The following is a 22,644-nucleotide window of genomic DNA, read 5'->3' as shown; positions in this document are numbered from 1 at the left end:
GATGGATTCTCAACGTAATATCCTGCTCATCGGTTTGGCTCTGGTTTCTTTCTTGCTGTTTCAACAATGGCAAGTAGCGAAGAATCCAGAACCTCAAGCAGTTGAACAGGCTCAATCAAACAGCAGTCTACCTGCACCATCTTTTGCTGATGATCTAGACCCAGCTCCGGGACACCAGCAAGCTTCTGCAAAAACTATCACAGTAACGACTGATGTTTTAACTCTGTCGATCGACACCGTTGGTGGCGATGTGGTACATGCCGACCTAAATGAATATTCTGCTGAACTTGATTCTGCTGACCCGTTTGTTCTGCTAAAAGACACTCAAGGTCACCAGTTCATCGCGCAAAGCGGCCTTGTGGGTCCACAGGGTATCGACCTTAGCAGCACTAACCGCCCTCACTACAATGTAAGTGCAGACAGCTTTACGCTTACAGATGGTCAAGACGAACTACGCGTTCCAATGACTTTCACAGCAAATGGTATTGAGTACACTAAGACTTACATCTTTAAGCGCGGCAGCTACGCACTTAATGTTGAGTACGATGTCGTCAACAACTCAGGTAACAACGCAACATTTGGTATGTACGCTCATTTGCGTCAAAACCTAATGGACGATGGCGGCAGCATCACTATGCCGACATACCGCGGCGGTGCTTTCTCAACAGAAGATACTCGTTACAAAAAATACAGCTTTGATGATATGCAGGATCGTAACCTGTCTATCAATCTAGTAGACGGCCAAGGTTGGGCAGCAATGATCCAACACTACTTCGCCGCTGCTTGGATTCCACGTAACGAACCAGGAACAAATCTTTACACTCGTGTGATCGGTAACCTAGGCGATATCGGTGTTCGTATGCCGAACAAGACAATTGCAAATGGCGATCAAGCGAAGTTTGAAGCAACGCTATGGGTAGGCCCTAAACTTCAGGACCAAATGGAAGCGGTTGCGCCTAACCTAGACCTTGTTGTGGATTACGGCTGGCTATGGTTCATCGCGAAGCCACTACACTGGCTACTATCTATGATTCACGGCTTAGTGTCTAACTGGGGTGTGGCAATCATCCTGTTGACCTTCGTGGTTCGTGGTGCAATGTACCCACTAACAAAAGCTCAGTACACGTCTATGGCGAAAATGCGTATGCTACAGCCTAAGCTGCAAGCAATGCGTGAACGCATCGGCGATGATCGTCAGCGTATGAGCCAAGAGATGATGGAACTGTACAAGAAAGAGAAAGTAAACCCACTTGGTGGCTGTCTACCTCTTATCCTACAGATGCCAATCTTCATCTCACTATACTGGGCACTGATGGAATCGGTTGAGCTACGTCACTCTCCATTCTTCGGTTGGATTCATGACCTTTCAGCGCAGGACCCATACTACATCCTGCCACTACTGATGGGTGCTTCAATGTTCATGATCCAGAAGATGAGCCCGACAACAGTAACGGATCCGATGCAACAGAAGATCATGACCTTTATGCCGGTTATGTTTACTTTCTTCTTCCTGTTCTTCCCATCAGGTCTCGTTCTTTACTGGTTGGTTTCGAACATCGTTACGCTTATCCAGCAAACTCTGATCTATAAAGGATTAGAGAAAAAAGGCTTACACACTAAGTAATCCTTTAGGAAATGATTGAGAAAGGCGGCCAAAAGGTCGCCTTTTTGTTTTTGGCTGATTACAATTCAGCTAACAAATGATGGCTCCCTAGGGTCAACATACCTTATAGCCCAGCTCAAAAGGCAAGATTATGACTACAGATACGATTGTCGCTCAAGCGACCGCACCTGGTCGTGGCGGTGTCGGCATTATTCGTGTTTCCGGCCCGAAGGCCAATTTGGTGGCAGAGGAAGTGACAGGTAAAACACTCAAGCCTCGCTACGCAGAATATCTGCCATTTCAGGCAGAGAATGGGACAGTGCTTGACCAGGGCATCGCTCTGTACTTCCCTAACCCACATTCGTTTACAGGCGAAGATGTACTTGAACTGCAAGGCCACGGCGGCCCTGTCGTCATGGACATGCTGATTAAACGTATCCTGGGCATTGAAGGCGTGCGTGCTGCGCGTCCGGGGGAATTCTCTGAACGTGCATTCCTCAACGATAAAATGGACCTGACTCAAGCAGAGGCGATTGCCGACCTAATTGACGCCAGTTCTGAAGAAGCGGCGAAATCTGCCCTACAGTCACTGCAAGGTCAGTTCTCTCAACGCATTCAAACGCTGGTGGAATCACTGATTCACCTACGCATCTATGTCGAAGCCGCAATTGATTTCCCAGAAGAAGAAATTGATTTTCTTGCCGACGGTAAAGTGGCTGGGGATCTGCAAGCAATTATCGATAACCTTGATGCCGTGCGTCGTGAAGCCAATCAGGGCGCAATTATGCGTGAGGGTATGAAGGTTGTTATCGCGGGTCGCCCTAACGCGGGTAAATCCAGTCTGTTGAATGCACTCTCGGGTAAAGAGTCCGCCATCGTGACTGATATCGCGGGTACCACTCGTGACGTTCTGCGTGAACACATCCATATTGATGGAATGCCGTTACACATCATCGATACCGCAGGCTTACGTGACGCCTCCGATGAAGTAGAAAAAATTGGTATCGAACGCGCTTGGGATGAAATAGCACAAGCAGACCGAGTGCTGTTTATGGTCGATGGCACCACAACCGATGCGACCGATCCTAAAGACATCTGGCCTGACTTTGTTGATCGCCTACCTGACAGCATTGGTATGACAGTGATCCGCAACAAAGCGGATCAAACCGGTGAAGAAATGGGTATCTGTCATGTCAACAACCCTACTCTGATCCGCCTGTCGGCAAAAACAGGGACCGGTGTTGACGCCTTGCGTGCACATTTAAAAGAGTGCATGGGCTTCTCAGGCAACACCGAGGGTGGCTTTATGGCTCGTCGCCGTCATCTGGATGCATTAGAACGCGCTGCACAGCACCTACAAATTGGTCAGGAGCAGCTTGAAGGTTATATGGCTGGTGAGATACTCGCAGAAGAGCTGCGCATCACTCAGCAACATCTGAATGAGATTACCGGGGAGTTCAGTTCAGACGATCTGCTCGGTCGTATTTTCTCTTCATTCTGTATCGGCAAATAATATAACGCGCGGTGTTAAGCTTAGGTTTACCACCGCGTTTCTTTTTGTACACTCGCTCATCTGTACGAGCGCAGGTATGGCTTATAAGGAAGATAAATGATCCATATTATTACAGGCAGTACCCTGGGTGGCACTGAATACGTGGGGGATCACCTGAGTGATCTACTCATCGAGAACGGATTTGAAACCACGATCCACAACCAGCCAGAATTGGCCTCTATTGACAATCAAGGTACCTGGCTGGTGATCACCTCTACCCATGGTGCCGGTGAGTATCCAGACAATATTCAGCCGTTCATTGCTGCGTTGCAAAATACCCCACCGAAAATGGCGAATGTGAAGTTTGCCGTGATTGCAATTGGTGACTCTAGCTATGATACGTTCTGTGCCGCTGGCCAGCATGCGTATGATTTACTGGAAGACATTGGTGCCACACCAATTACAGACTGCTTCAAGATTGATGTCCTTAGCCACGAAGTGCCAGAAGACGCCGCAGAAGAATGGCTAAAAGAGCACATCGAACAATTTTAACTGCCACTTTCTCCTACTTAACAGAGTCGCATTGCGGCTCTGTCACCCTCAATGTGAATAACTTTCTCTCTAAACAGCCAATCAGTTGATTAAAAAACGAGCACTTGAGCTGTGGATAAGCATGCTAATATCCAGTTATTTTCCTTTAGTTATCCAAAGAACAACTTTGATCATTTTACCCCCCTGTGTATAACTACCCATTTTGATCCCAGGTAATACTCGATCTGATCCAAGCAAGATCACAAGATATGATCCAAACAAGATCCATGATCTTGTTGATCATTTCTCGGTTATCCACAGAAACGGTCGATCCTAATAATAGATCTAATAAAAGATCATATATATAGATCTTATATATATAACTCTTGGAGCTTAAAATGGATAAAGCGAGAAAACGATTTTCTCTGTGGCATAAAGCAGGTAAAATGCTGCTCCTTTATCTGTCCAATAAATCCTTTGAATACCTGAGGTCGGTTCATGCTTTATCACGAAAATTTTGACGTCATTGTTGTTGGTGGCGGACATGCTGGAACGGAAGCCGCACTCGCATCTGCACGTACAGGACAAAAAACGCTTCTCCTTACCCATAACATCGATACATTAGGCCAGATGTCTTGTAATCCGGCGATTGGTGGTATTGGCAAAGGTCATTTAGTCAAAGAAGTGGATGCAATGGGCGGTTTGATGGCGCAAGCTATTGATCATGCAGGTATTCAATTTCGAACGCTCAATGCCTCTAAAGGTCCAGCGGTACGAGCAACTCGTGCTCAAGCCGATCGTGCCCTTTACAAAGCCTACGTTCGCAGTGCATTAGAAAATGCACCCAACCTAACTCTTTTCCAACAATCGGTTGATGATCTGATTGTTGAACAGGATCATGTGATTGGCGTTGTGACTCAAATGGGTCTTAAATTCCACGCCAAATCGGTTGTGTTGACGGTTGGTACGTTCCTAGGCGGTAAGATCCATATCGGTATGGAAAGTTCTTCAGGTGGCCGTGCAGGTGATCCACCATCGATCGCACTTGCTGATCGTCTGCGTGAGCTGCCATTCCGCGTGGATCGTCTCAAAACAGGGACACCACCACGTATTGATGCACGTACTGTTGATTTCTCCGTACTGGAAGAGCAACACGGTGATAATCCGACCCCGGTATTTTCATTCCTCGGCAAGCGTGAGCAACATCCGCGTCAAATACCGTGTTTCATTACGCACACCAACGAAAGCACACACGATGTGATCCGTGCTAACCTTGATCGCAGTCCAATGTATGCTGGCGTTATTGAAGGCATTGGTCCTCGTTACTGTCCGTCTATCGAAGACAAAGTGATGCGTTTCGCTGACAAAAACAGTCACCAGATTTTTATTGAGCCAGAAGGCCTGACAACCAACGAGCTGTACCCGAATGGTATTTCGACCAGCTTACCGTTTGATGTGCAGGTGCAAATTGTTCGTTCAATGAAAGGTTTTGAGAATGCACACATTGTTCGTCCGGGTTACGCGATTGAGTACGATTTCTTTGATCCACGAGACTTGAAGCAGACGTACGAAACGAAATTTATCCATGGTTTGTTTTTTGCTGGCCAAATTAACGGTACAACCGGGTACGAAGAAGCGGCAGCTCAGGGTTTGATGGCAGGTTTGAACGCCAGTTTGTACAGCCAGGACAAAGAGGGCTGGAACCCACGTCGCGATCAGGCTTACATGGGCGTATTGATTGATGACTTATCCACCATGGGCACCAAAGAACCGTACCGCATGTTCACGTCTCGCGCGGAATACCGCCTTTTGCTTCGTGAAGACAATGCTGATTTGCGCTTAACCGAAAAAGCGCGTGAACTTGGGCTGGTTGATGATGTGCGTTGGGCACGATTCAATGAAAAAATCGACAACATGGAAACGGAGCGTCAACGCCTGAAGTCAACTTGGATGAATCCAAAATCGGCGGGTATCGATGAGCTGAACAAACTGTTGAAAACGCCAATGGCGCGTGAAGCCAGTGGTGAGGATCTGTTACGTCGTCCAGAGATCTCATATTCTCAGTTGACTCAATTAGACGCATTTGCACCAGCTTTGGACGATCAACAGGCTGCTGAGCAGGTTGAAATCCAGGTGAAATACGATGGCTACATCAAGCGTCAGCAAGACGAGATCGAGAAGTCGCTCCGCCACGAACACACTAAGTTACCGGTTGATCTGGATTACAAACAAGTGAAAGGTCTATCGAACGAGGTGGTAGCAAAATTAAGCGAAGCGAAACCTGAAAGTATTGGTATCGCTTCTCGTATTTCAGGGATTACACCGGCGGCGATTTCGATTCTACTGGTTCACCTGAAGAAGCATGGCTTACTGAAAAAAGGTGAGGATGAGTAATGAGTGTACTTCGAACCAAACTGGATGCATTGATTGCTCAAACCGACCTAGAAGTATCAGAGAAGCAACGTGAACAGCTTGTCGGTTATGTTGAACTGCTCGATAAATGGAACAAAGCGTACAATTTAACTTCAGTACGTGATCCACTTGAGATGTTAGTGAAACATATTCTTGATAGTATAGTGGTTAGCGCTCACTTACCAGGTAAGCGCTTTATCGACGTTGGTACTGGCCCAGGATTACCGGGTATTCCATTGGCGATCATGAATCCGGAAAAAGAATTCTACCTGCTCGATAGTTTGGGTAAACGCATTCGTTTTCTAAAACAGGTTGTACATGCATTAGGTCTTAAGAATGTAACTCCGGTCCAAAGCCGTGTAGAAGAGTTCCAACCTGAAGAAAAATTCGATGGTGTTTTAAGCCGTGCTTTTGCTTCAATGACCGATATGGTGGAATGGTGTCACCATCTACCGAAACAGGAAAATGGATTGTTTTTTGCATTGAAAGGACAGCACCCTAAAGATGAAATAGATCTGCTTCCTGAGTGGTGTTATGTGACCGATGTCGTATCTTTGACTGTTCCTGAGTTGGAAGGGGATCGTCATCTAGTAATCTTATCGCGCAAGGAAAATTAGCGAGGTAGTCGTGTGGGTAAAATTGTAGCAATCGCCAACCAGAAAGGTGGGGTCGGCAAAACAACAACGTGCATTAACTTAGCGGCTTCGATGGCGGCAACAAAGCGCAAAGTTTTGGTTATCGATCTTGATCCTCAAGGTAATGCTACGATGGCTAGTGGTGTTGATAAGTACATGGTGGATGCCACTGCATACGATCTTTTGGTGGAAGACACGCCATTTGAGCAAGTGGTGTGTTCTGAAACAACCGGAAAGTATGATCTCATCGCTGCAAACGGTGATGTTACCGCAGCAGAAATCAAACTGATGGAAGTATTCGCGCGCGAAGTTCGCCTTAAAAATGCGTTAGCGTCAGTTCGCGATAACTATGATTTCATCTTTATCGATTGTCCCCCTTCTCTAAACCTTCTTACAATCAACGCTATGGCTGCAGCTGATTCAGTGTTGGTGCCAATGCAATGTGAATACTTTGCGTTAGAAGGTTTAACTGCTCTTATGGATACGATTAGCAAACTAGCAGCGGTAGTGAATGAAAATCTGAAAATTGAAGGTTTGTTACGCACGATGTACGATCCGCGTAACCGCTTATCGAATGAAGTATCCGATCAACTTAAAAAGCACTTTGGTACGAAAGTTTATCGCACAGTGATTCCACGTAATGTTCGTCTGGCCGAAGCGCCTAGCCATGGTAAACCTGCCATGTATTACGATAAGTACTCTGCTGGTGCCAAAGCGTATCTTGCCTTAGCGGGTGAGATGCTTCGCCGCGAAGAAATCCCAGTTTAACTCTAACCTAAGGAATTCAAACCCATGTCTAAGCGTGGTTTAGGAAAAGGACTGGACGCGTTGTTGTCGACCAGTTCATTTGCTCGTGAGAAACAGCATATTGCATCGCAAAGCCAAGCCTTATCAGCAGACGGTGAGTTAATTGAACTCGCGATTAGTCAATTGCAGCCGGGTGTCTACCAACCGCGTAAAGATATGGCACCAGAAGCGCTGGAAGAATTGGCCGCTTCAATTCAATCACAAGGCATCATTCAGCCGATTGTGGTCCGTCAGGTAGATAGTGGCCAATACGAGATCATTGCAGGTGAGCGACGTTGGCGTGCCGCTAAGCAAGCGGGATTGAAGCGTGTTCCGTGCTTGGTGAAAAAGGTAGAAGACCGTGCTGCGATTGCGATGGCGTTGATTGAGAACATTCAACGTGAAGACCTCAATGTCATCGAAGAGTCACAAGCTCTAGAGCGTTTGCAGGACGAGTTTACCTTGACTCACCAGCAGGTTGCTGACGTGATTGGTAAATCAAGAACGACGGTCAGTAACTTACTGCGTTTGAATCAACTTGAGCTTGAAGTAAAGCGCCTAGTTGCAGATAAAAAACTTGAGATGGGCCATGCCCGTGCGCTGTTGGCTCTTGAAGGTGAGCAGCAGATTGAAGTTGCTCTGCAGGTTGCAAATAAACAAATGAACGTTCGTCAAACCGAACAGTTAGTAAAAAAGTGTTTAGCACCACAAAATGAGCAAAAAGCGCAACAAGAAGATACCGAAGCTATGCAAATGTCGCATAAATTAAGCCAGAAGCTTGACGCAAAAGTTTCTTTGGTTCGTTCTGCAAGTGGAAAAGCGAAACTGACGATAAGTCTTGATGAACCTCACAAATTAGAGCAAGTTATTGCCAAGCTTGAGGCCTAAGTGAGATAATTGATTTAGGTCAATTAAATGAATAATTCGAATTTTGTGCGAAAGTTGTCGTTTTGTAAACAAAACTGTAAGTTTTTGATGCAATTTAATTGCATTCGGTTGGACTGAACGTATAATTTTCGCCAATTTCACTGCACAGTGAGTTTAGTGCGAAGTGGATATTACTAGAGGTACGAATACATGGTAGCTGCGTTAGCTAGACCAGGACGAGAGCTTGCAAGGCAATTGTTAATGATCCAGTCTGGCGCGGTTATTTTTGTGGCAGCAGGAATGGCGGTAGCCGTAAATCCTGATTGGGGACTTTCCGCGTTGATTGGTGGGGGCATTTTTGTCATTGCCAATGCAGTGTTCGCGCTATGTGCTTTTATGTTTAGTGGGGCTCGCGCTGCCAAGCGCATCGCGGCTTCTTTCTATACGGGCGAAGTACTGAAAATTCTCATCACGGTTGCACTGTTCTATGTTGCCTACATGTATATGCAGGTGGAACTTGTTCCCCTCAAACTAACCTATTTGCTGGTACTAGGTATTAATATCTTTGCACCAGTGCTATTCATTAACAACAAAAAATAGGATGAGTTATGGCTGCGCCAGGTGAAGCGCTAACATCGTCCGGATACATTGCCCACCACCTTACCAACTTATCATTAGCTAAGTTAGGTCTAGTGGAAGAAGCAAGTTTCTGGAACGTACATATCGATAGCCTGTTTTTTTCTTGGTTTACTGGTTTAATTTTCCTCGGAATCTTTTACAAAGTAGCGAAGAGAACAACAGCGGGTGTACCGGGTAAGCTTCAGTGTGCTGTAGAAATGATCGTAGAATTTGTCGCTGATAACGTCAAAGATACGTTCCATGGACGCAACCCACTGATCGCGCCTTTAGCACTGACTATCTTTTGTTGGGTATTTTTGATGAACGTGATGGACTTAGTCCCGATCGACTTCTTACCATACCCAGCAGAGCATTGGCTTGGTATTCCTTACCTTAAGGTCGTACCGTCTGCTGATGTGAATATCACCATGGCTATGGCTCTAGGCGTTTTTGCATTGATGATTTTCTACAGCATCAAAGTAAAAGGTCTAGGTGGATTCGCAAAAGAACTTGCACTACATCCATTCAATCACCCACTGATGATTCCGTTTAACCTACTGATTGAAGTGGTATCGCTACTTGCGAAACCTCTATCACTTGGTATGCGTCTATTCGGTAACATGTTCGCGGGTGAGGTTGTATTCATTCTTTGTGCGGCAATGCTACCATGGTACTTACAATGGATGGGTTCACTACCGTGGGCAATCTTCCATATCTTGGTTATTACGATTCAAGCCTTCGTGTTTATGATGTTGACAATTGTTTACCTGTCAATGGCACACGAAGATCCTGATCATTAATTTTTTTAGCTTTTTATTTGGGCACTAAGCCAACAACTATAAATTGGAGATAGTAATGGAAACTTTACTGAGCTTTTCTGCAATCGCCGTAGGTATTATCGTCGGTCTTGCTTCTCTTGGTACAGCGATTGGTTTCGCACTACTAGGTGGTAAATTCCTAGAAGGTGCAGCACGTCAACCAGAAATGGCTCCTATGCTACAAGTTAAGATGTTCATCATCGCAGGTCTACTTGATGCGGTTCCAATGATCGGTATCGTAATCGCGCTACTATTCACTTTCGCAAACCCATTCGTTGGTCAACTAGGTTAATCACCTTTAACTCGGGACGAGCCTTGGCTTGTCACTGATTAACACTAAGTCCAAATAGAGGGGTAGCTGTTGTGAACATAAACGCAACTCTGCTAGGTCAAGCAATCTCGTTCGCACTATTTGTGTGGTTCTGCATGAAGTATGTATGGCCACCATTGATGCAAGCGATTGAAGAACGTCAGAAGAAAATCGCTGACGGCCTTCAAGCAGCAGAACGTGCTGCAAAAGACTTGGATCTAGCACAAGCCAACGCTTCTGATCAATTGAAAGAAGCGAAGCGCACAGCAACTGAGATCATCGAGCAAGCGAATAAGCGTAAGTCTCAAATTTTAGAAGAAGCTCGCGAGGAAGCTCAGGCAGAACGCCAGAAAATCCTAGTGCAAGCGGAAGCTGAACTTGAAGCCGAGCGCAATCGTGCACGCGATGAGCTGCGCAAACAAGTTGCTACTCTGGCTGTAGCTGGTGCTGAGAAAATCCTTGAGCGTACTATCGATAAAGATGCGCAAAAAGATATTCTCGACAACATTACTGCAAAACTTTAAGTCTGGGGGCGCATATGTCTGATTTGACTACAATCGCACGCCCCTATGCTAAAGCAGCCTTCGACTTTTCGGTAGAAAAAGGCCAACTAGACCAATGGGGTCAAATGTTGTCTTTTGCTGCTGAAGTTGCCAAAAACGAACAAATAAGTGAACTACTAACCAGTTCATTCTCTGCCGAAAAAATGGCAGAAATATTTGTTGCTGTTTGTGGTGACCAAGTTGATGCACACGGTCAAAACCTTTTAAAGGTAATGGCTGAGAATGGTCGTTTGACGACCCTTCCCGATGTTTGTGAGCAATTCTTCATTTTGAAGAAAGAGCATGAGAAAGAAATCGATGTTGAAGTTATTTCAGCATCAGAACTTTCTGATGAACAGCTTGCAAATATCGGCAGCAAACTTGAAGCGCGTCTTGAACGCAAAGTGAAGCTGAATTGCAGTGTAGATGAGACCCTACTTGGTGGGGTTATTATTCGAGCCGGAGACCTAGTCATCGATGACTCAGCGCGTGGTCGTTTGAACCGCCTGAGCGATGCATTGCAGTCTTAATGGGGATTGGAGCATGCAACTTAATTCCACGGAAATTAGCGATCTGATCAAACAACGTATCGAATCTTTCGAAGTTGTTAGTGAAGCTCGTAACGAGGGTACTATCGTATCGGTAAGCGATGGTATCATCCGCATCCACGGCCTAGCGGACGTGATGCAAGGTGAAATGATTGAATTACCGGGTGGCCGTTTTGCACTGGCACTTAACCTAGAGCGTGACTCGGTTGGTGCGGTTGTAATGGGCCCATATGCTGACCTTAGGGAAGGCATGAAAGTTACAGGTACTGGCCGCATTCTTGAAGTGCCAGTTGGTCCAGAACTACTAGGCCGCGTAGTAAACACGCTGGGTGAGCCTATCGATGGTAAAGGTCCAATCGAAGCGAAAATGACTTCACCTGTAGAAGTGATCGCACCAGGTGTAATCGACCGTAAATCGGTAGACCAACCTGTGCAAACTGGTTATAAGTCAGTTGACTCAATGATCCCAATCGGTCGTGGTCAGCGTGAGCTTATCATCGGTGACCGTCAGATTGGTAAAACAGCACTGGCGATCGATGCGATCATCAACCAGAAAGACTCTGGTATTTTCTCAATCTACGTAGCAATTGGTCAGAAAGCATCGACTATTGCTAACGTGGTTCGCAAACTAGAAGAGCACGGCGCACTACAAAACACTATCGTTGTAGTTGCATCAGCTTCTGAATCTGCAGCGCTACAATACCTAGCGCCTTACGCAGGTTGTGCGATGGGTGAATACTTCCGCGATCGCGGCGAAGATGCACTGATTGTTTACGATGATCTATCTAAGCAAGCAGTAGCTTACCGTCAGATCTCTCTACTACTTAAACGTCCACCAGGCCGTGAGGCATTCCCAGGTGACGTATTCTACTTACACTCTCGTCTACTAGAGCGTGCAGCTCGTGTAAGCGAAGAGTACGTAGAGCGTTTCACTAACGGTGAAGTGAAAGGTAAGACTGGTTCTTTGACTGCTCTTCCTATCATCGAAACTCAAGCAGGTGACGTTTCAGCATTCGTACCGACTAACGTAATCTCGATTACCGATGGTCAGATCTTCCTACAAACTGAGCTATTCAACGCAGGTGTACGCCCGGCTGTTGACCCAGGTATCTCAGTATCTCGTGTAGGTGGTTCAGCTCAGACGAAAATCATCAAGAAACTATCAGGTGGTATCCGTACAGCACTAGCTGCATACCGCGAACTAGCCGCATTTGCTCAGTTCTCTTCTGACCTTGATGAAGCAACGAAGAAACAGCTAGACCATGGTCAAAAAGTTACAGAACTAATGAAGCAGAAGCAGTACGCTCCAATGTCTGTATTTGACCAAGCGCTAACTATCTTCGCGGCAGAGCGCGGTTACCTTGATGATATAGAACTAAGTAAAGTTCTAGATTTTGAGGCGGCTCTACTATCGTACGCTCGCGGTCAATACGCTGAACTAGCAGCTGAGATCGACAAGTCTGGTGCTTACAACGATGAAATCGAAGCTCAGTTGAAGAAACTGACTGACGACTTCAAAGCAACCCAAACTTGGTAATTAGGTCGGTGGCAGTTTCTGCCACCAACTAACGGAGAGTAACGATGGCCGGCGCAAAAGAGATACGTAATAAAATCGGTAGTGTTAAAAGCACGCAGAAAATTACGAAAGCGATGGAAATGGTAGCAGCTTCAAAAATGCGTCGCTCTCAAGATGCAATGGAAGCTTCTCGTCCATACGCTGAAACAATGCGTAAAGTGATCGGTCATGTGGCAAACGCAAATCTAGAGTACCGTCATCCGTACCTAGAAGAGCGTGAAGCTAAACGTGTTGGTTACATCATCGTTTCGACAGACCGTGGTCTGTGTGGTGGTTTGAACATTAACGTGTTCAAGAAAGCCGTTACAGACATGCAAGCATGGAAAGAAAAAGGTGCTGAAGTTGAGCTAGCTGTTATTGGCTCAAAAGCGACCGGTTTCTTTAAACATGGTGGCGCAAAAGTTGCGGCACAGGTTTCTGGCCTTGGCGATAACCCAAGCCTGGAAGACCTAATCGGTTCTGTTGGCGTAATGCTTAAGAAATACGATGAAGGTGAACTGGACCGTCTATACGTAGTGTTCAACAAGTTTGTAAACACTATGGTTCAGCAACCAACGATCGATCAATTGCTACCTTTGCCTAAATCGGACAGCAAAGAGATGCAGCGTGAGCACTCATGGGACTACATCTATGAGCCTGAGCCAAAACCTCTACTGGATACGCTACTAGTGCGTTATGTAGAGTCTCAGGTATACCAAGGTGTGGTAGAGAACCTTGCTTGTGAGCAAGCGGCTCGAATGATTGCGATGAAGGCTGCAACGGATAACGCAACCAACTTGATTGATGATTTGGAACTTGTGTACAACAAAGCCCGTCAGGCTGCGATCACACAAGAACTGTCGGAAATCGTTGGTGGTGCATCTGCGGTTTAAGCTTAGGTTAAACGAAATAGTTTAGAGGATTAACGATGGCTACAGGTAAGATCGTACAGATCATCGGTGCGGTAGTCGACGTAGAGTTCCCACAGAGCGATGTACCTAGTGTATATGACGCTCTAAACGTAACGGACTCAAAAGAGCGTCTAGTTCTTGAAGTTCAACAACAGCTAGGCGGTGGCGTAGTTCGTTGTATCGTAATGGGTAGCTCTGATGGTTTACGTCGTGGAGTAGAAGTGGTTAACACTGGCTCTCCAATTTCAGTACCAGTAGGTACTAAAACTCTAGGTCGTATCATGAACGTCCTAGGTGACCCGATTGATGAGCGCGGTGAAGTCGGTGCGGAAGAGGTTTACTCTATCCACCGTGCAGCACCAAGCTACGAAGAGCAATCAAACGAAACAGCACTTCTAGAAACGGGTGTTAAAGTAATCGACCTAATTTGTCCATTCGCTAAGGGTGGTAAAATCGGTCTATTCGGTGGTGCAGGTGTAGGTAAGACCGTTAACATGATGGAACTTATCAACAACATCGCACTTCAGCACTCTGGTCTATCAGTATTTGCTGGTGTTGGTGAACGTACTCGTGAAGGTAACGATTTCTACTACGAGATGCAGGAAGCGGGCGTTGTAAACGTTGAGAAGCCTGAAGAATCTAAAGTAGCAATGGTTTACGGTCAGATGAACGAGCCACCAGGTAACCGTCTACGTGTTGCACTGACTGGTCTAACAATGGCAGAGCGCTTCCGTGATGAAGGCCGTGATGTACTGCTGTTTATCGATAACATCTATCGTTACACGCTTGCGGGTACAGAGGTATCAGCACTTCTAGGTCGTATGCCATCAGCGGTAGGTTACCAGCCTACACTTGCTGAAGAAATGGGTGTTCTTCAGGAACGTATCACGTCAACTAAAACGGGTTCTATCACGTCTGTACAGGCGGTATACGTACCTGCGGATGACTTGACTGACCCATCTCCGGCAACAACGTTCGCGCACTTGGATGCAACCGTTGTACTTAACCGTAACATCGCAGCTATGGGTCTATACCCAGCGATTGACCCACTAGATTCAACATCTCGTATGCTTGATCCGTTGGTTGTTGGTCAAGAGCATTACGATGTTGCGCGTGGTGTTCAGCAAACGCTTCAGCGCTATAAAGAGCTGAAAGATATCATTGCGATTCTTGGTATGGACGAGCTTTCTGAAGACGATAAGCAAGTTGTATCTCGTGCACGTAAGATTGAGCGTTTCCTTACTCAGCCTTACCACGTAGCGGAAGTATTTACAGGTGACCCTGGCGTTTACGTATCTCTTAAAGAGACTCTACGTGGCTTTAAAGGTCTACTAGCTGGTGAATACGATGACATTCCTGAGCAGGCATTTATGTACTGCGGTAGCATCGATGATGCTATTGAGAATGCTAAGAAGCTATAAGGCTAACTAGGAGGCGATATGGCACCAATAACCTTTCACCTAGACGTAGTAAGCGCTGAGAAACGCATTTTCTCTGGTCGTGTAGAGACGTTTCAGGTGACCGGTAGCGAAGGTGAGCTTGGTATTTTCCATGGCCATACTCCGCTTCTGACCGCTATTCAGCCTGGTATGGTGCGTATTGTGAAACAGCACGGCCACGAAGAGTTCATTTATGTCTCTGGTGGTATGGTCGAAGTTCAGCCGGGTACTGCTACAGTACTGGCTGATACAGCGATTCGTGGTGAAGATCTAGACGCAGCGAAGGCAGAAGAAGCTAAGCGTCGTGCTGAGGAGAATATCCAGAACCAGCATGGCGATATGGACTTCGCACAAGCGGCCAGTGAACTGGCTAAAGCCATTGCTCAGCTACGAGTTATCGAGCTGACCAAAAAGCGTCGCTAAGCTCAATTAGCAACGTTGCATGAAAAAGGCGGCCAAATGGTCGCCTTTTTGATTAATTTTCATTAGAAATTGACCTTTCACCATTAACTTATTCCTTCAAGCTGTCTAAAATATCCGCCAATTAAATAAAGAACGTCAATAGGTTGTCAATGAAATTCAGTGCTGTAATTCTTGCTGCGGGTAAAGGTACCCGTATGTATTCAAACATGCCTAAAGTGCTTCACACTTTGGCAGGGAAGCCAATGGCAAAACATGTAATTGATACATGTACAGGTCTTGGTGCTCAAAATATTCATCTGGTTTATGGTCATGGCGGTGATCAAATGAAACAGGTGCTAGCGGAAGAACCAGTAAACTGGGTACTTCAGGCGGAGCAGTTAGGTACTGGTCATGCGGTGGATCAGGCCTCAGCGCAATTCGAAGATGATGAAAAAATCCTTGTCTCGTATGGGGATGTTCCACTGATTTCGGCGGAAACTATTGAGAGCCTGCTTGACGCTCAACCAACGGGGGGTATCGCGTTACTGACCGTTGTTCTGGATAACCCAACAGGCTACGGACGCATTGTGCGTAAGAACGGTCCTGTGGTCGCTATCGTCGAGCAGAAAGATGCCACCGAAGAACAAAAACAGATTAAAGAAATCAACACCGGTGTGATGGTGGCGACGGGTGGTGATCTGAAGCGCTGGTTGTCAGGCTTAAACAACAATAATGCGCAAGGTGAGTACTACCTTACTGATGTGATAGCTGCTGCTCACGATGAAGGTCGTGCTGTAGAGGCGGTACATCCTGTTAACGCGATTGAAGTTGAAGGGGTTAATGACCGTGCTCAACTTGCTCGTTTAGAGCGTGCGTTCCAATCGATGCAAGCGCAAAAGCTTCTGGAGCAGGGCGTCATGTTGCGTGATCCGGCTCGCTTTGACTTACGTGGTGAGCTTCAATGTGGCATGGACTGCGAAATTGATGTCAACGTGATCATCGAAGGCAGTGTATCGCTTGGTGATAACGTCGTTATCGGTGCTGGCTGTGTGTTGAAAGATTGTGAGATTGATGACAATACGATCGTCCGTCCATATAGCGTGATTGAAGGTGCGACTGTTGGAGAGGACTGTACTGTTGGTCCGTTTACTCGCTTGCGTCCTGGTGCGGATATGCGTAACGACTCTCACGTAGGTAACTTTGTCGAAGTGAAGAATGCGCGCATTGGTGAAGGCTCTAAAGCCAACCACCTGACTTACCTGGGCGATGCAGAAATCGGCCAGCGTACCAATATCGGTGCAGGTACGATTACGTGTAATTACGATGGTGCGAACAAGTTCAAAACCATCATTGGTGATGATGTTTTCGTTGGCTCGGATAGCCAGTTAGTGGCTCCAGTTGCTATTGCTGATGGTGCGACTATTGGCGCTGGCACGACTTTGACGAAAGACGTAGCTGAAGGTGAGTTAGTGATTACTCGTGCTAAAGAGCGCAGAATCACTGGCTGGCAGCGTCCGGTAAAGAAGAAGTAACGCACTCCAGCGTGAATATTTAGCTAAGACAAATTTAAATCAAGGCCGCTCAAATTGAGCGGCTTTGTTGTTTTTATTTCCTGGGTACAGATGTTTGGACTAGTAGCTTGGAATTGCGATGCGTTTCTCCAGCCAGCGCACTGCCTGAGAGACACAGAGTATCAATAATAAGTACTCCAGTACTAAGAAGGTGTATATCTCTAATGGTAAGTACTCATTGACCACCAACTCGTTAGCCCGACGTGTGAGATCACTCAATCCAATGACACTGACCAGGGAACTCATTTTGAGGATATAGACAAACTGATTACCCAGCGGCGGTAATATTTGTCTGAACGCCTGAGGTAAAATAACCAAGCGCATCTTTTGCCAGTAATTCAAACCTATCGACTCCGCAGCTTCATGCTGACCACGACTGATTGCCTGAATCCCACCACGAAACACCTCAGCCATAAATGCACTCTCGGCAATGGTCAACGCGATCACGCCAGCCCAATAATGATTGAGTGAAACCGAGAGCAAAGTAGGCATGCCGTAATACACCCACAGCAGCAAGACTAGGACTGGGATCGCGCGAATCACTTCTACATAAATACGGTTTATCCATTTAAGAGCCGGAGAAGTTGATAGGGCGGGTAAGGCGATGAGTAAGCCCAGAGTCATGGCAAATAACATGCTCAGAAGTGATACTTGAATCGTGTCATTAAATCCAGACACTAAGAATCGAAGATTCGTAAGCCCTTGTTCTGTTGAAGGATCGAGCACGTACCAACCCCATTGATAATCAGAGCAGCCAGTAATTAACAGTATTGAAGTGGTCAGCCATAGATAACGATAGTTCACGTTGATTTCCTAAATTAACGAAATATTTCCATTGTTACTGCTATGTTTTTCAATGGGGTTTTAATAAAGGTTAATCAGTAACCTGTATAAGGTCATTAATGTTCAAGGAATAAACATGAAAAAGATTTTGCTCGCTTTAGGTATATGTTTACTCACCATGACTCAAGTTGCGTACGCCCAGAGTCGTCTTCAAGATATTTTGGACAAAGGGATATTGAGAGTTGGTACTACTGGTGATTGGAATCCGATGACAATGAAAGATCCAGCGACGAACAGCTACCGAGGATTTGATATTGATGTGATGACAGAGCTGGCCAAAGATCTTGGGGTGAAAGTGGAATACGTTGCCACAGACTGGAAGACGCTGGTCAATGGAATTACGGCCAATAAGTATGACATCACCGGAAGTGCATCTTTAAATATGTCACGTGCCAAAGTTGCGGGATATAGCCGGCCTTATTTTTATCTTGCGTTTGTGCCAGTCGTACAGAAGAGCGACCTCGGAAAATATACCGAATGGGCCGATTTTGATAACCCAGAGGTGAAAGTCGCGGCGACATTAGGGACGGTACAAGAAAAGATGGTGAAAGAGTTTTTTCCTTCTGCGCAGCATATTGTGATAGAAGCGCCTGCACGAGATTTTCAGGAGCTGCTTGCCCGCCGAGCCGATGTGTCAGTGACATCGAATGTGGAAGCGGCCACGCTGGTGGAGAAATTTAATCAACTGGCTATCGTTCCAGTTGAAACACCGCGTCGGCCAACACCGATAGCCATGCTACTGCCACAAGATGACCAAGTCTGGATTAACTATATCAATCACTGGGTGAAGCTTAAAGAAACTCAAGGTTTCTTTAAGCAAGTTGCTGAAAAGTGGGGATTAAAAAGTCTATAAAATACAAAGAGCCGTGTCGTACGGCTCTTGTTATGACTAGGTTGTAATCGATCTCTGATTTAGCGTTCTTCTTCGCTGACCACGCGAGCGTTGTCTGGTGCTGAGAAGTGTTTTATCAGTTCTCGGTTTGACAGAATGTAGCCGATCCACAAACCGCCCATACAAATCACAATTGCGATACCTGTGACCGATTGAGCCTGGCTGGCCATCGCGGCAACAAATGCGCTGGCGAGACTACTGACACAGATCTGTAAGCTGTTTTGCAAACCCGCTGCGGTTGCTGGGCTCTGCTGAGCACTCGCCAGAGCTCGGTTTACAACGATAGGGTACATCGCACCGTTTGCGACTGCGATCAGACAGAAAGGCGTCAGAATTGGCCAGATGGAGGTTAACGTCCATTGTGAGGCAACGAATACCATCAGTGCAGCGACACTAAATAACCCGATCAGTTGGCGTAAAACATTCTTATCGCCATATTTGCGTACACCCACTTTGCCTAAATAGCCACCAGCCATAAAAGCAATGGTTTGTGGAATAAAGCTCAGACCAATGTCTTTGGCTTCATAACCCAGTTGCGCCATGATTTCCGGCATACCGGTCAGGTAAGCAAAAAAGGCAGCGGAAGCGGTGGCAAACATGATGACGTTGCCAAGATAAGTCTTAGAGCCGAGTAGTGCTTTAATATCTGACGAGATACTGGTCTGTTTTACTTCCGCTTTTTGGTCTTTTTGCATCATGGTTGCCGCGACAAGCAATACACCAACCAGTGTTAAAGCGATAAAAATACTGTGCCAGCCAAAACTATCTGCCAGTAACACACCAAGTTGTGGTGCCAATGCTGGCGACAATGCCACCAGAGGCATAATGGTGGCGAAAATCTGCTGGCTGCTACTTGAGTAACGTTTAATTACCATGGCTTGCCAGATAACGGCTGGTGCGCAGACGCCGATAGCCTGCACAAATCGTAGAGTGAGCAGTTGCCATACCTGGTCACAGAACGCCAGTCCGAATGAAGCAAGGGTAAATACGATTAAACCAGCGGCCAGTGTATTGCGGTGGCCAAATTTATCGGAGGCCAGGCCCCACATCAGCTGACCAAATGCCATCCCGCCGAGAAAAACGGTGAGAGACAGAGCGATTTGCTCCGGACCGGTCGCAAAGTCGATTTCCATCGCTTTAAATGCCGGAAGATACATATCCGTGGCAATAAAGCCCAGCATCGACAGTGCTGCCAGGTAAACGAGTTGTAGTTTTGATATTTTCATTATTAACCAATCAAATTATTTAATTACTTTTTAACCAATATCAGTCGGCGCCAACCCTGATTTATTTGTTCTTTCATTCTATTTTTCGATTTACTAAAAATAAAACGCTAAAATTGTTAGTTATCAATCAAAAAATTTGAAAGGTACTTCGCGATGTTTTCCAAATCCTCATTAGAAATGCTTGATACCGTCGCCCGGTTGGGGAGCTTTACCGCGGCTGCAGAGGTGTTGCACAAAGTGCCTTCGGCAATCAGTTATGGTGTTCGCCAGGTAGAGCAGGATTTGGATGTTGTATTGTTTCGACGTTTGCCAAGAAAGGTAGAACTGACTCCTGCGGGAGAATTGTTTATCTCAGAGGCGCGTGTTTTGTTACGTCAAATGGAAGAGGTTAAAGCTCAGACCCGTCGAGCGGCACATGGCTGGCAGACGACACTCAAACTGACTTTGGATAACGTGGTAAAACTGGAAAAGCTGAAACCGCTAATTGAAGATTTTTATCGTGAATTTGAGTTTGCTGAGCTGCAAATCAATATGGAAGTATTTAACGGCTCCTGGGAGGCGATTGCACAGGGGCGGGCGGATATTGTCATTGGCGCAACCAGTGCTATCCCTGTTGGTGGAGACTTTGAAGTGAGAGACATGGGAATGCTGGACTGGGCATTTGTCATGTCACCGGCGCACCCCTGTGTACGCCAGCAGGCGTTAACGGAAGCGTTTGTTAGCCAGTTTCCAGCTATTTGTCTGGACGACACATCGAATGTATTACCTAAGCGACACACTGGTCACTATCCTCATCAGCGCCGTTTATTGCTGCCAAATTGGTATGCGGCGATCGAGTGTCTGAAAAATGGGGTTGGGGTTGGGTTTATGCCACGTCATATCGCGATGCCATTAATTAATGATGGTGTGCTGGTGGAGAAGGTCCTACCGGACGACAAACCTGTAAGCCATTGTTGTTTGGTATGGCGTAAAGATGAAAACCATAAGTTGATCCAATGGATGGTGGATTACTTAGGATCATCCAGTCAGTTACATCAGGATTGGCTGCAGGCTTAAATAAAAACACCTCACTTTAGCGAGGTGTTTTTAGAGCCGTTTATGATAAGAAGAACTTATAGGATGGGTTATCCGTTTCGTCTTTACACTGATAGCCAAGTTCGCGTAAATGTGCCGAAAACTGGGCTAAATCGCTATCATCTAGCTCGAAACCACAAAGAACACGACCGTAATCGGCACCGTGATTGCGGTAGTTAAACAGGCTGATATTCCAGTGGGTACCCAGTGTGCTTAAGAACTTCAGCAGCGCGCCTGGATATTCCGGAAACTCGAAGCTATACAAACGCTCTTTGAGCTTTTTGGATGGCTTGCCACCGATCATATAGCGAATGTGTAGCTTCGCCATTTCATCGTCAGAAAGATCCACGACCGGATAACCACCTTCGCGTAGATCGCGAATAATATGCGCTAACTCTTCCTGGCCTCCCTGAAGGCGTACACCAACAAAGATGTTTGCTAGCTCATCGTCGTTGTAACGGTAGTTGAACTCAGTCACAGCTCGACCACCAATCAAGTTACAAAACTCAAAGAAAGCGCCTTGTCGTTCTGGGATAGTGACAGCAAGCAAGCCTTCGCGTTTTTCACCAAGTTCACAACGTTCAGAGACATAACGTAAGCCATGGAAGTTGGTGTTGGCACCGGATAACACCGTACCGAGGTTTTTGTCTTTGAGTTTGTTCTGCTCTGCAAACTTCTTCAAACCTGCCAGAGCCAGGGCTCCTGAAGGTTCTGCTATCGCTCGTGTATCTTCAAAGATATCTTTCACGGCTGCGCAGATTTCGTCGCTTGATACCGCAATATGTCCATCGATGTACTTCTGGCACAAACGGAATGTCTCTTCACCGATGCGTTTTACCGCCACACCATCGGCAAACATACTTACTTGATCAAGTACGACAGGCTCTCCGGCATCTAAGGCTGCTTTCAAACAGGAAGAATCTTCTGGTTCGACAGCAATCACTTTGATTTCCGGCATCAGCTGTTTAACCAATACCGCAACACCTGCCGCCAGACCACCACCGCCTACCGGAACAAAGATGTAGTCCAGGTGACCATTTTGTTGCAGCATTTCCATACCAATGGTGCCTTGACCAGCAATCACCAATGGGTGATCAAAGGGTGGCACAAAGGTGTAGCCATATTCTTCTGAAAGGCGTTCTGCTTCAGCTTTTGCTTCATCAAAGTTGCTGCCATGCAGTACAACGTTACCACCAAAGCTACGCACCGCATCAACCTTGATGTCTGGTGTGGTTTTTGGCATTACTATCGTGGTCTTGATGCCTAGCTTAGTGCCAGATAACGCCATCCCTTGAGCATGGTTGCCTGCCGAAGCCGCAATGACACCGGCAGCTTTTTGTTCTTCAGACAGGCTTGCAACCATGTTGTAAGCGCCACGCAGCTTGAAAGAGTGCACTGGCTGGCGATCTTCACGCTTTATTTGCACGTTATTGCCAATACGTGCCGACAGGCGAGGCATATCTTGCAATGGCGTAACCGTTGCAACTTCATAAACTGGTGCGCGCAGGATTTGGCGCAGATAGTCTGCGCCAGTTTGATTTACTTTCTTTGCGGGTTGAGATTCCATCA

The 22,644-nt window shown here is 46.4% G+C and carries 22 protein-coding genes; 19 read left to right on the top strand and 3 right to left on the bottom strand.

Going from position 1 to position 22,644, the window contains the following annotated elements:
* Position 1: 1 nt before the first annotated feature.
* From yidC to glmU, 17 genes are all read left to right on the top strand, one after another.
* Entirely contained in the window at positions 2-1,624 is a 1,623-nt protein-coding gene (gene yidC / locus L3V31_RS20060; RefSeq protein ID WP_237318721.1) for a membrane protein insertase YidC, read from the top strand.
* Positions 1,625-1,754: 130 nt separating this feature from the next.
* The gene (mnmE, locus tag L3V31_RS20055; RefSeq protein WP_237318719.1) at positions 1,755-3,116 is read left to right on the top strand and encodes a tRNA uridine-5-carboxymethylaminomethyl(34) synthesis GTPase MnmE; all 1,362 of its coding nucleotides are present in this window, start codon (positions 1,755-1,757) and stop codon (positions 3,114-3,116) included.
* 96 nt (positions 3,117-3,212) lie between these two features.
* Positions 3,213-3,647: an FMN-binding protein MioC gene (gene mioC / locus L3V31_RS20050; protein ID WP_237318717.1), complete on the top strand. Its 435-nt coding sequence runs from the start codon at positions 3,213-3,215 to the stop codon at positions 3,645-3,647.
* A 477-nt stretch (positions 3,648-4,124) separates the two neighbouring features.
* Positions 4,125-6,020 (top strand): tRNA uridine-5-carboxymethylaminomethyl(34) synthesis enzyme MnmG, encoded by a 1,896-nt coding sequence (gene mnmG, locus L3V31_RS20045; protein WP_237318715.1) that lies wholly within the window; start codon positions 4,125-4,127, stop codon positions 6,018-6,020.
* Positions 6,020-6,655, top strand: a complete 636-nt coding sequence (rsmG, locus tag L3V31_RS20040; protein ID WP_237318714.1) for a 16S rRNA (guanine(527)-N(7))-methyltransferase RsmG — start codon at positions 6,020-6,022, stop codon at positions 6,653-6,655. Before mnmG ends, rsmG begins: the two co-directional genes overlap by 1 nt.
* A 12-nt stretch (positions 6,656-6,667) precedes the next feature.
* The gene (locus L3V31_RS20035; RefSeq protein ID WP_237318712.1) at positions 6,668-7,441 is read left to right on the top strand and encodes a ParA family protein; all 774 of its coding nucleotides are present in this window, start codon (positions 6,668-6,670) and stop codon (positions 7,439-7,441) included.
* Positions 7,442-7,465: 24 nt separating this feature from the next.
* Positions 7,466-8,347 (top strand): ParB/RepB/Spo0J family partition protein, encoded by an 882-nt coding sequence (locus tag L3V31_RS20030; RefSeq protein ID WP_237318710.1) that lies wholly within the window; start codon positions 7,466-7,468, stop codon positions 8,345-8,347.
* Positions 8,348-8,536: 189 nt separating this feature from the next.
* Positions 8,537-8,926 carry a F0F1 ATP synthase subunit I gene (locus tag L3V31_RS20025; protein ID WP_237318708.1) on the top strand — a complete coding sequence of 130 codons (390 nt, stop codon included), beginning with the start codon at positions 8,537-8,539 and terminating at the stop codon, positions 8,924-8,926.
* 8 nt (positions 8,927-8,934) lie between these two features.
* Entirely contained in the window at positions 8,935-9,744 is an 810-nt protein-coding gene (gene atpB, locus L3V31_RS20020) for a F0F1 ATP synthase subunit A (RefSeq protein WP_237318706.1), read from the top strand.
* Between the two features lie 55 nt (positions 9,745-9,799).
* Complete coding sequence (atpE, locus tag L3V31_RS20015; RefSeq protein WP_002540812.1) at positions 9,800-10,054, top strand: F0F1 ATP synthase subunit C; 255 nt, start codon at positions 9,800-9,802, stop codon at positions 10,052-10,054.
* A gap of 71 nt (positions 10,055-10,125) precedes the next feature.
* The gene (gene atpF, locus L3V31_RS20010; RefSeq protein WP_237318704.1) at positions 10,126-10,596 is read left to right on the top strand and encodes a F0F1 ATP synthase subunit B; all 471 of its coding nucleotides are present in this window, start codon (positions 10,126-10,128) and stop codon (positions 10,594-10,596) included.
* A 14-nt stretch (positions 10,597-10,610) separates the two neighbouring features.
* On the top strand, positions 10,611-11,144 hold the full coding sequence (atpH, locus tag L3V31_RS20005; protein WP_237318702.1) for a F0F1 ATP synthase subunit delta: 534 nt from the start codon (positions 10,611-10,613) through the stop codon (positions 11,142-11,144).
* A 13-nt stretch (positions 11,145-11,157) separates the two neighbouring features.
* Positions 11,158-12,699 (top strand): F0F1 ATP synthase subunit alpha, encoded by a 1,542-nt coding sequence (gene atpA, locus L3V31_RS20000; protein WP_237318700.1) that lies wholly within the window; start codon positions 11,158-11,160, stop codon positions 12,697-12,699.
* A 44-nt stretch (positions 12,700-12,743) separates the two neighbouring features.
* Entirely contained in the window at positions 12,744-13,610 is an 867-nt protein-coding gene (atpG, locus tag L3V31_RS19995; RefSeq protein ID WP_237318698.1) for a F0F1 ATP synthase subunit gamma, read from the top strand.
* A gap of 35 nt (positions 13,611-13,645) precedes the next feature.
* The gene (gene atpD / locus L3V31_RS19990; protein WP_237318696.1) at positions 13,646-15,049 is read left to right on the top strand and encodes a F0F1 ATP synthase subunit beta; all 1,404 of its coding nucleotides are present in this window, start codon (positions 13,646-13,648) and stop codon (positions 15,047-15,049) included.
* 18 nt (positions 15,050-15,067) lie between these two features.
* Positions 15,068-15,490 carry a F0F1 ATP synthase subunit epsilon gene (locus L3V31_RS19985; RefSeq protein WP_014233411.1) on the top strand — a complete coding sequence of 141 codons (423 nt, stop codon included), beginning with the start codon at positions 15,068-15,070 and terminating at the stop codon, positions 15,488-15,490.
* A 149-nt stretch (positions 15,491-15,639) separates the two neighbouring features.
* Positions 15,640-17,001: a bifunctional UDP-N-acetylglucosamine diphosphorylase/glucosamine-1-phosphate N-acetyltransferase GlmU gene (glmU, locus tag L3V31_RS19980; protein WP_237318694.1), complete on the top strand. Its 1,362-nt coding sequence runs from the start codon at positions 15,640-15,642 to the stop codon at positions 16,999-17,001.
* A 99-nt stretch (positions 17,002-17,100) separates the two neighbouring features.
* Here glmU and L3V31_RS19975 read toward each other — a convergent pair whose 3' ends face one another.
* A complete protein-coding gene (locus L3V31_RS19975; protein WP_237318692.1) occupies positions 17,101-17,844 on the bottom strand; it encodes an amino acid ABC transporter permease in 744 nt (247 codons plus the stop codon).
* A gap of 115 nt (positions 17,845-17,959) precedes the next feature.
* Between L3V31_RS19975 and L3V31_RS19970 the strand changes: the two genes are divergently transcribed.
* Positions 17,960-18,736, top strand: a complete 777-nt coding sequence (locus L3V31_RS19970; RefSeq protein WP_237318690.1) for a transporter substrate-binding domain-containing protein — start codon at positions 17,960-17,962, stop codon at positions 18,734-18,736.
* 59 nt (positions 18,737-18,795) lie between these two features.
* Here L3V31_RS19970 and punC read toward each other — a convergent pair whose 3' ends face one another.
* Positions 18,796-20,001, bottom strand: a complete 1,206-nt coding sequence (gene punC, locus L3V31_RS19965) for a purine nucleoside transporter PunC (RefSeq protein WP_237318689.1) — start codon at positions 19,999-20,001, stop codon at positions 18,796-18,798.
* A gap of 153 nt (positions 20,002-20,154) precedes the next feature.
* Between punC and punR the strand changes: the two genes are divergently transcribed.
* Positions 20,155-21,057 (top strand): DNA-binding transcriptional activator PunR, encoded by a 903-nt coding sequence (punR, locus tag L3V31_RS19960; protein WP_237318687.1) that lies wholly within the window; start codon positions 20,155-20,157, stop codon positions 21,055-21,057.
* A gap of 40 nt (positions 21,058-21,097) precedes the next feature.
* On the opposite strand, the gene ilvA is transcribed toward punR, so the two are convergent.
* A complete protein-coding gene (ilvA, locus tag L3V31_RS19955) occupies positions 21,098-22,642 on the bottom strand; it encodes a threonine ammonia-lyase, biosynthetic (protein ID WP_237318685.1) in 1,545 nt (514 codons plus the stop codon).
* Between the last annotated feature and the right edge of the window lie 2 nt (positions 22,643-22,644).

Origin of the sequence: Vibrio sp. J1-1 (assembly GCF_021728395.1) — a bacterium.
Taxonomy (GTDB): Bacteria; Pseudomonadota; Gammaproteobacteria; order Enterobacterales; family Vibrionaceae; genus Vibrio.
Note: the sequence above shows the minus strand (reverse complement) of the source record. Positions and strands in the feature narration are given on the sequence as shown.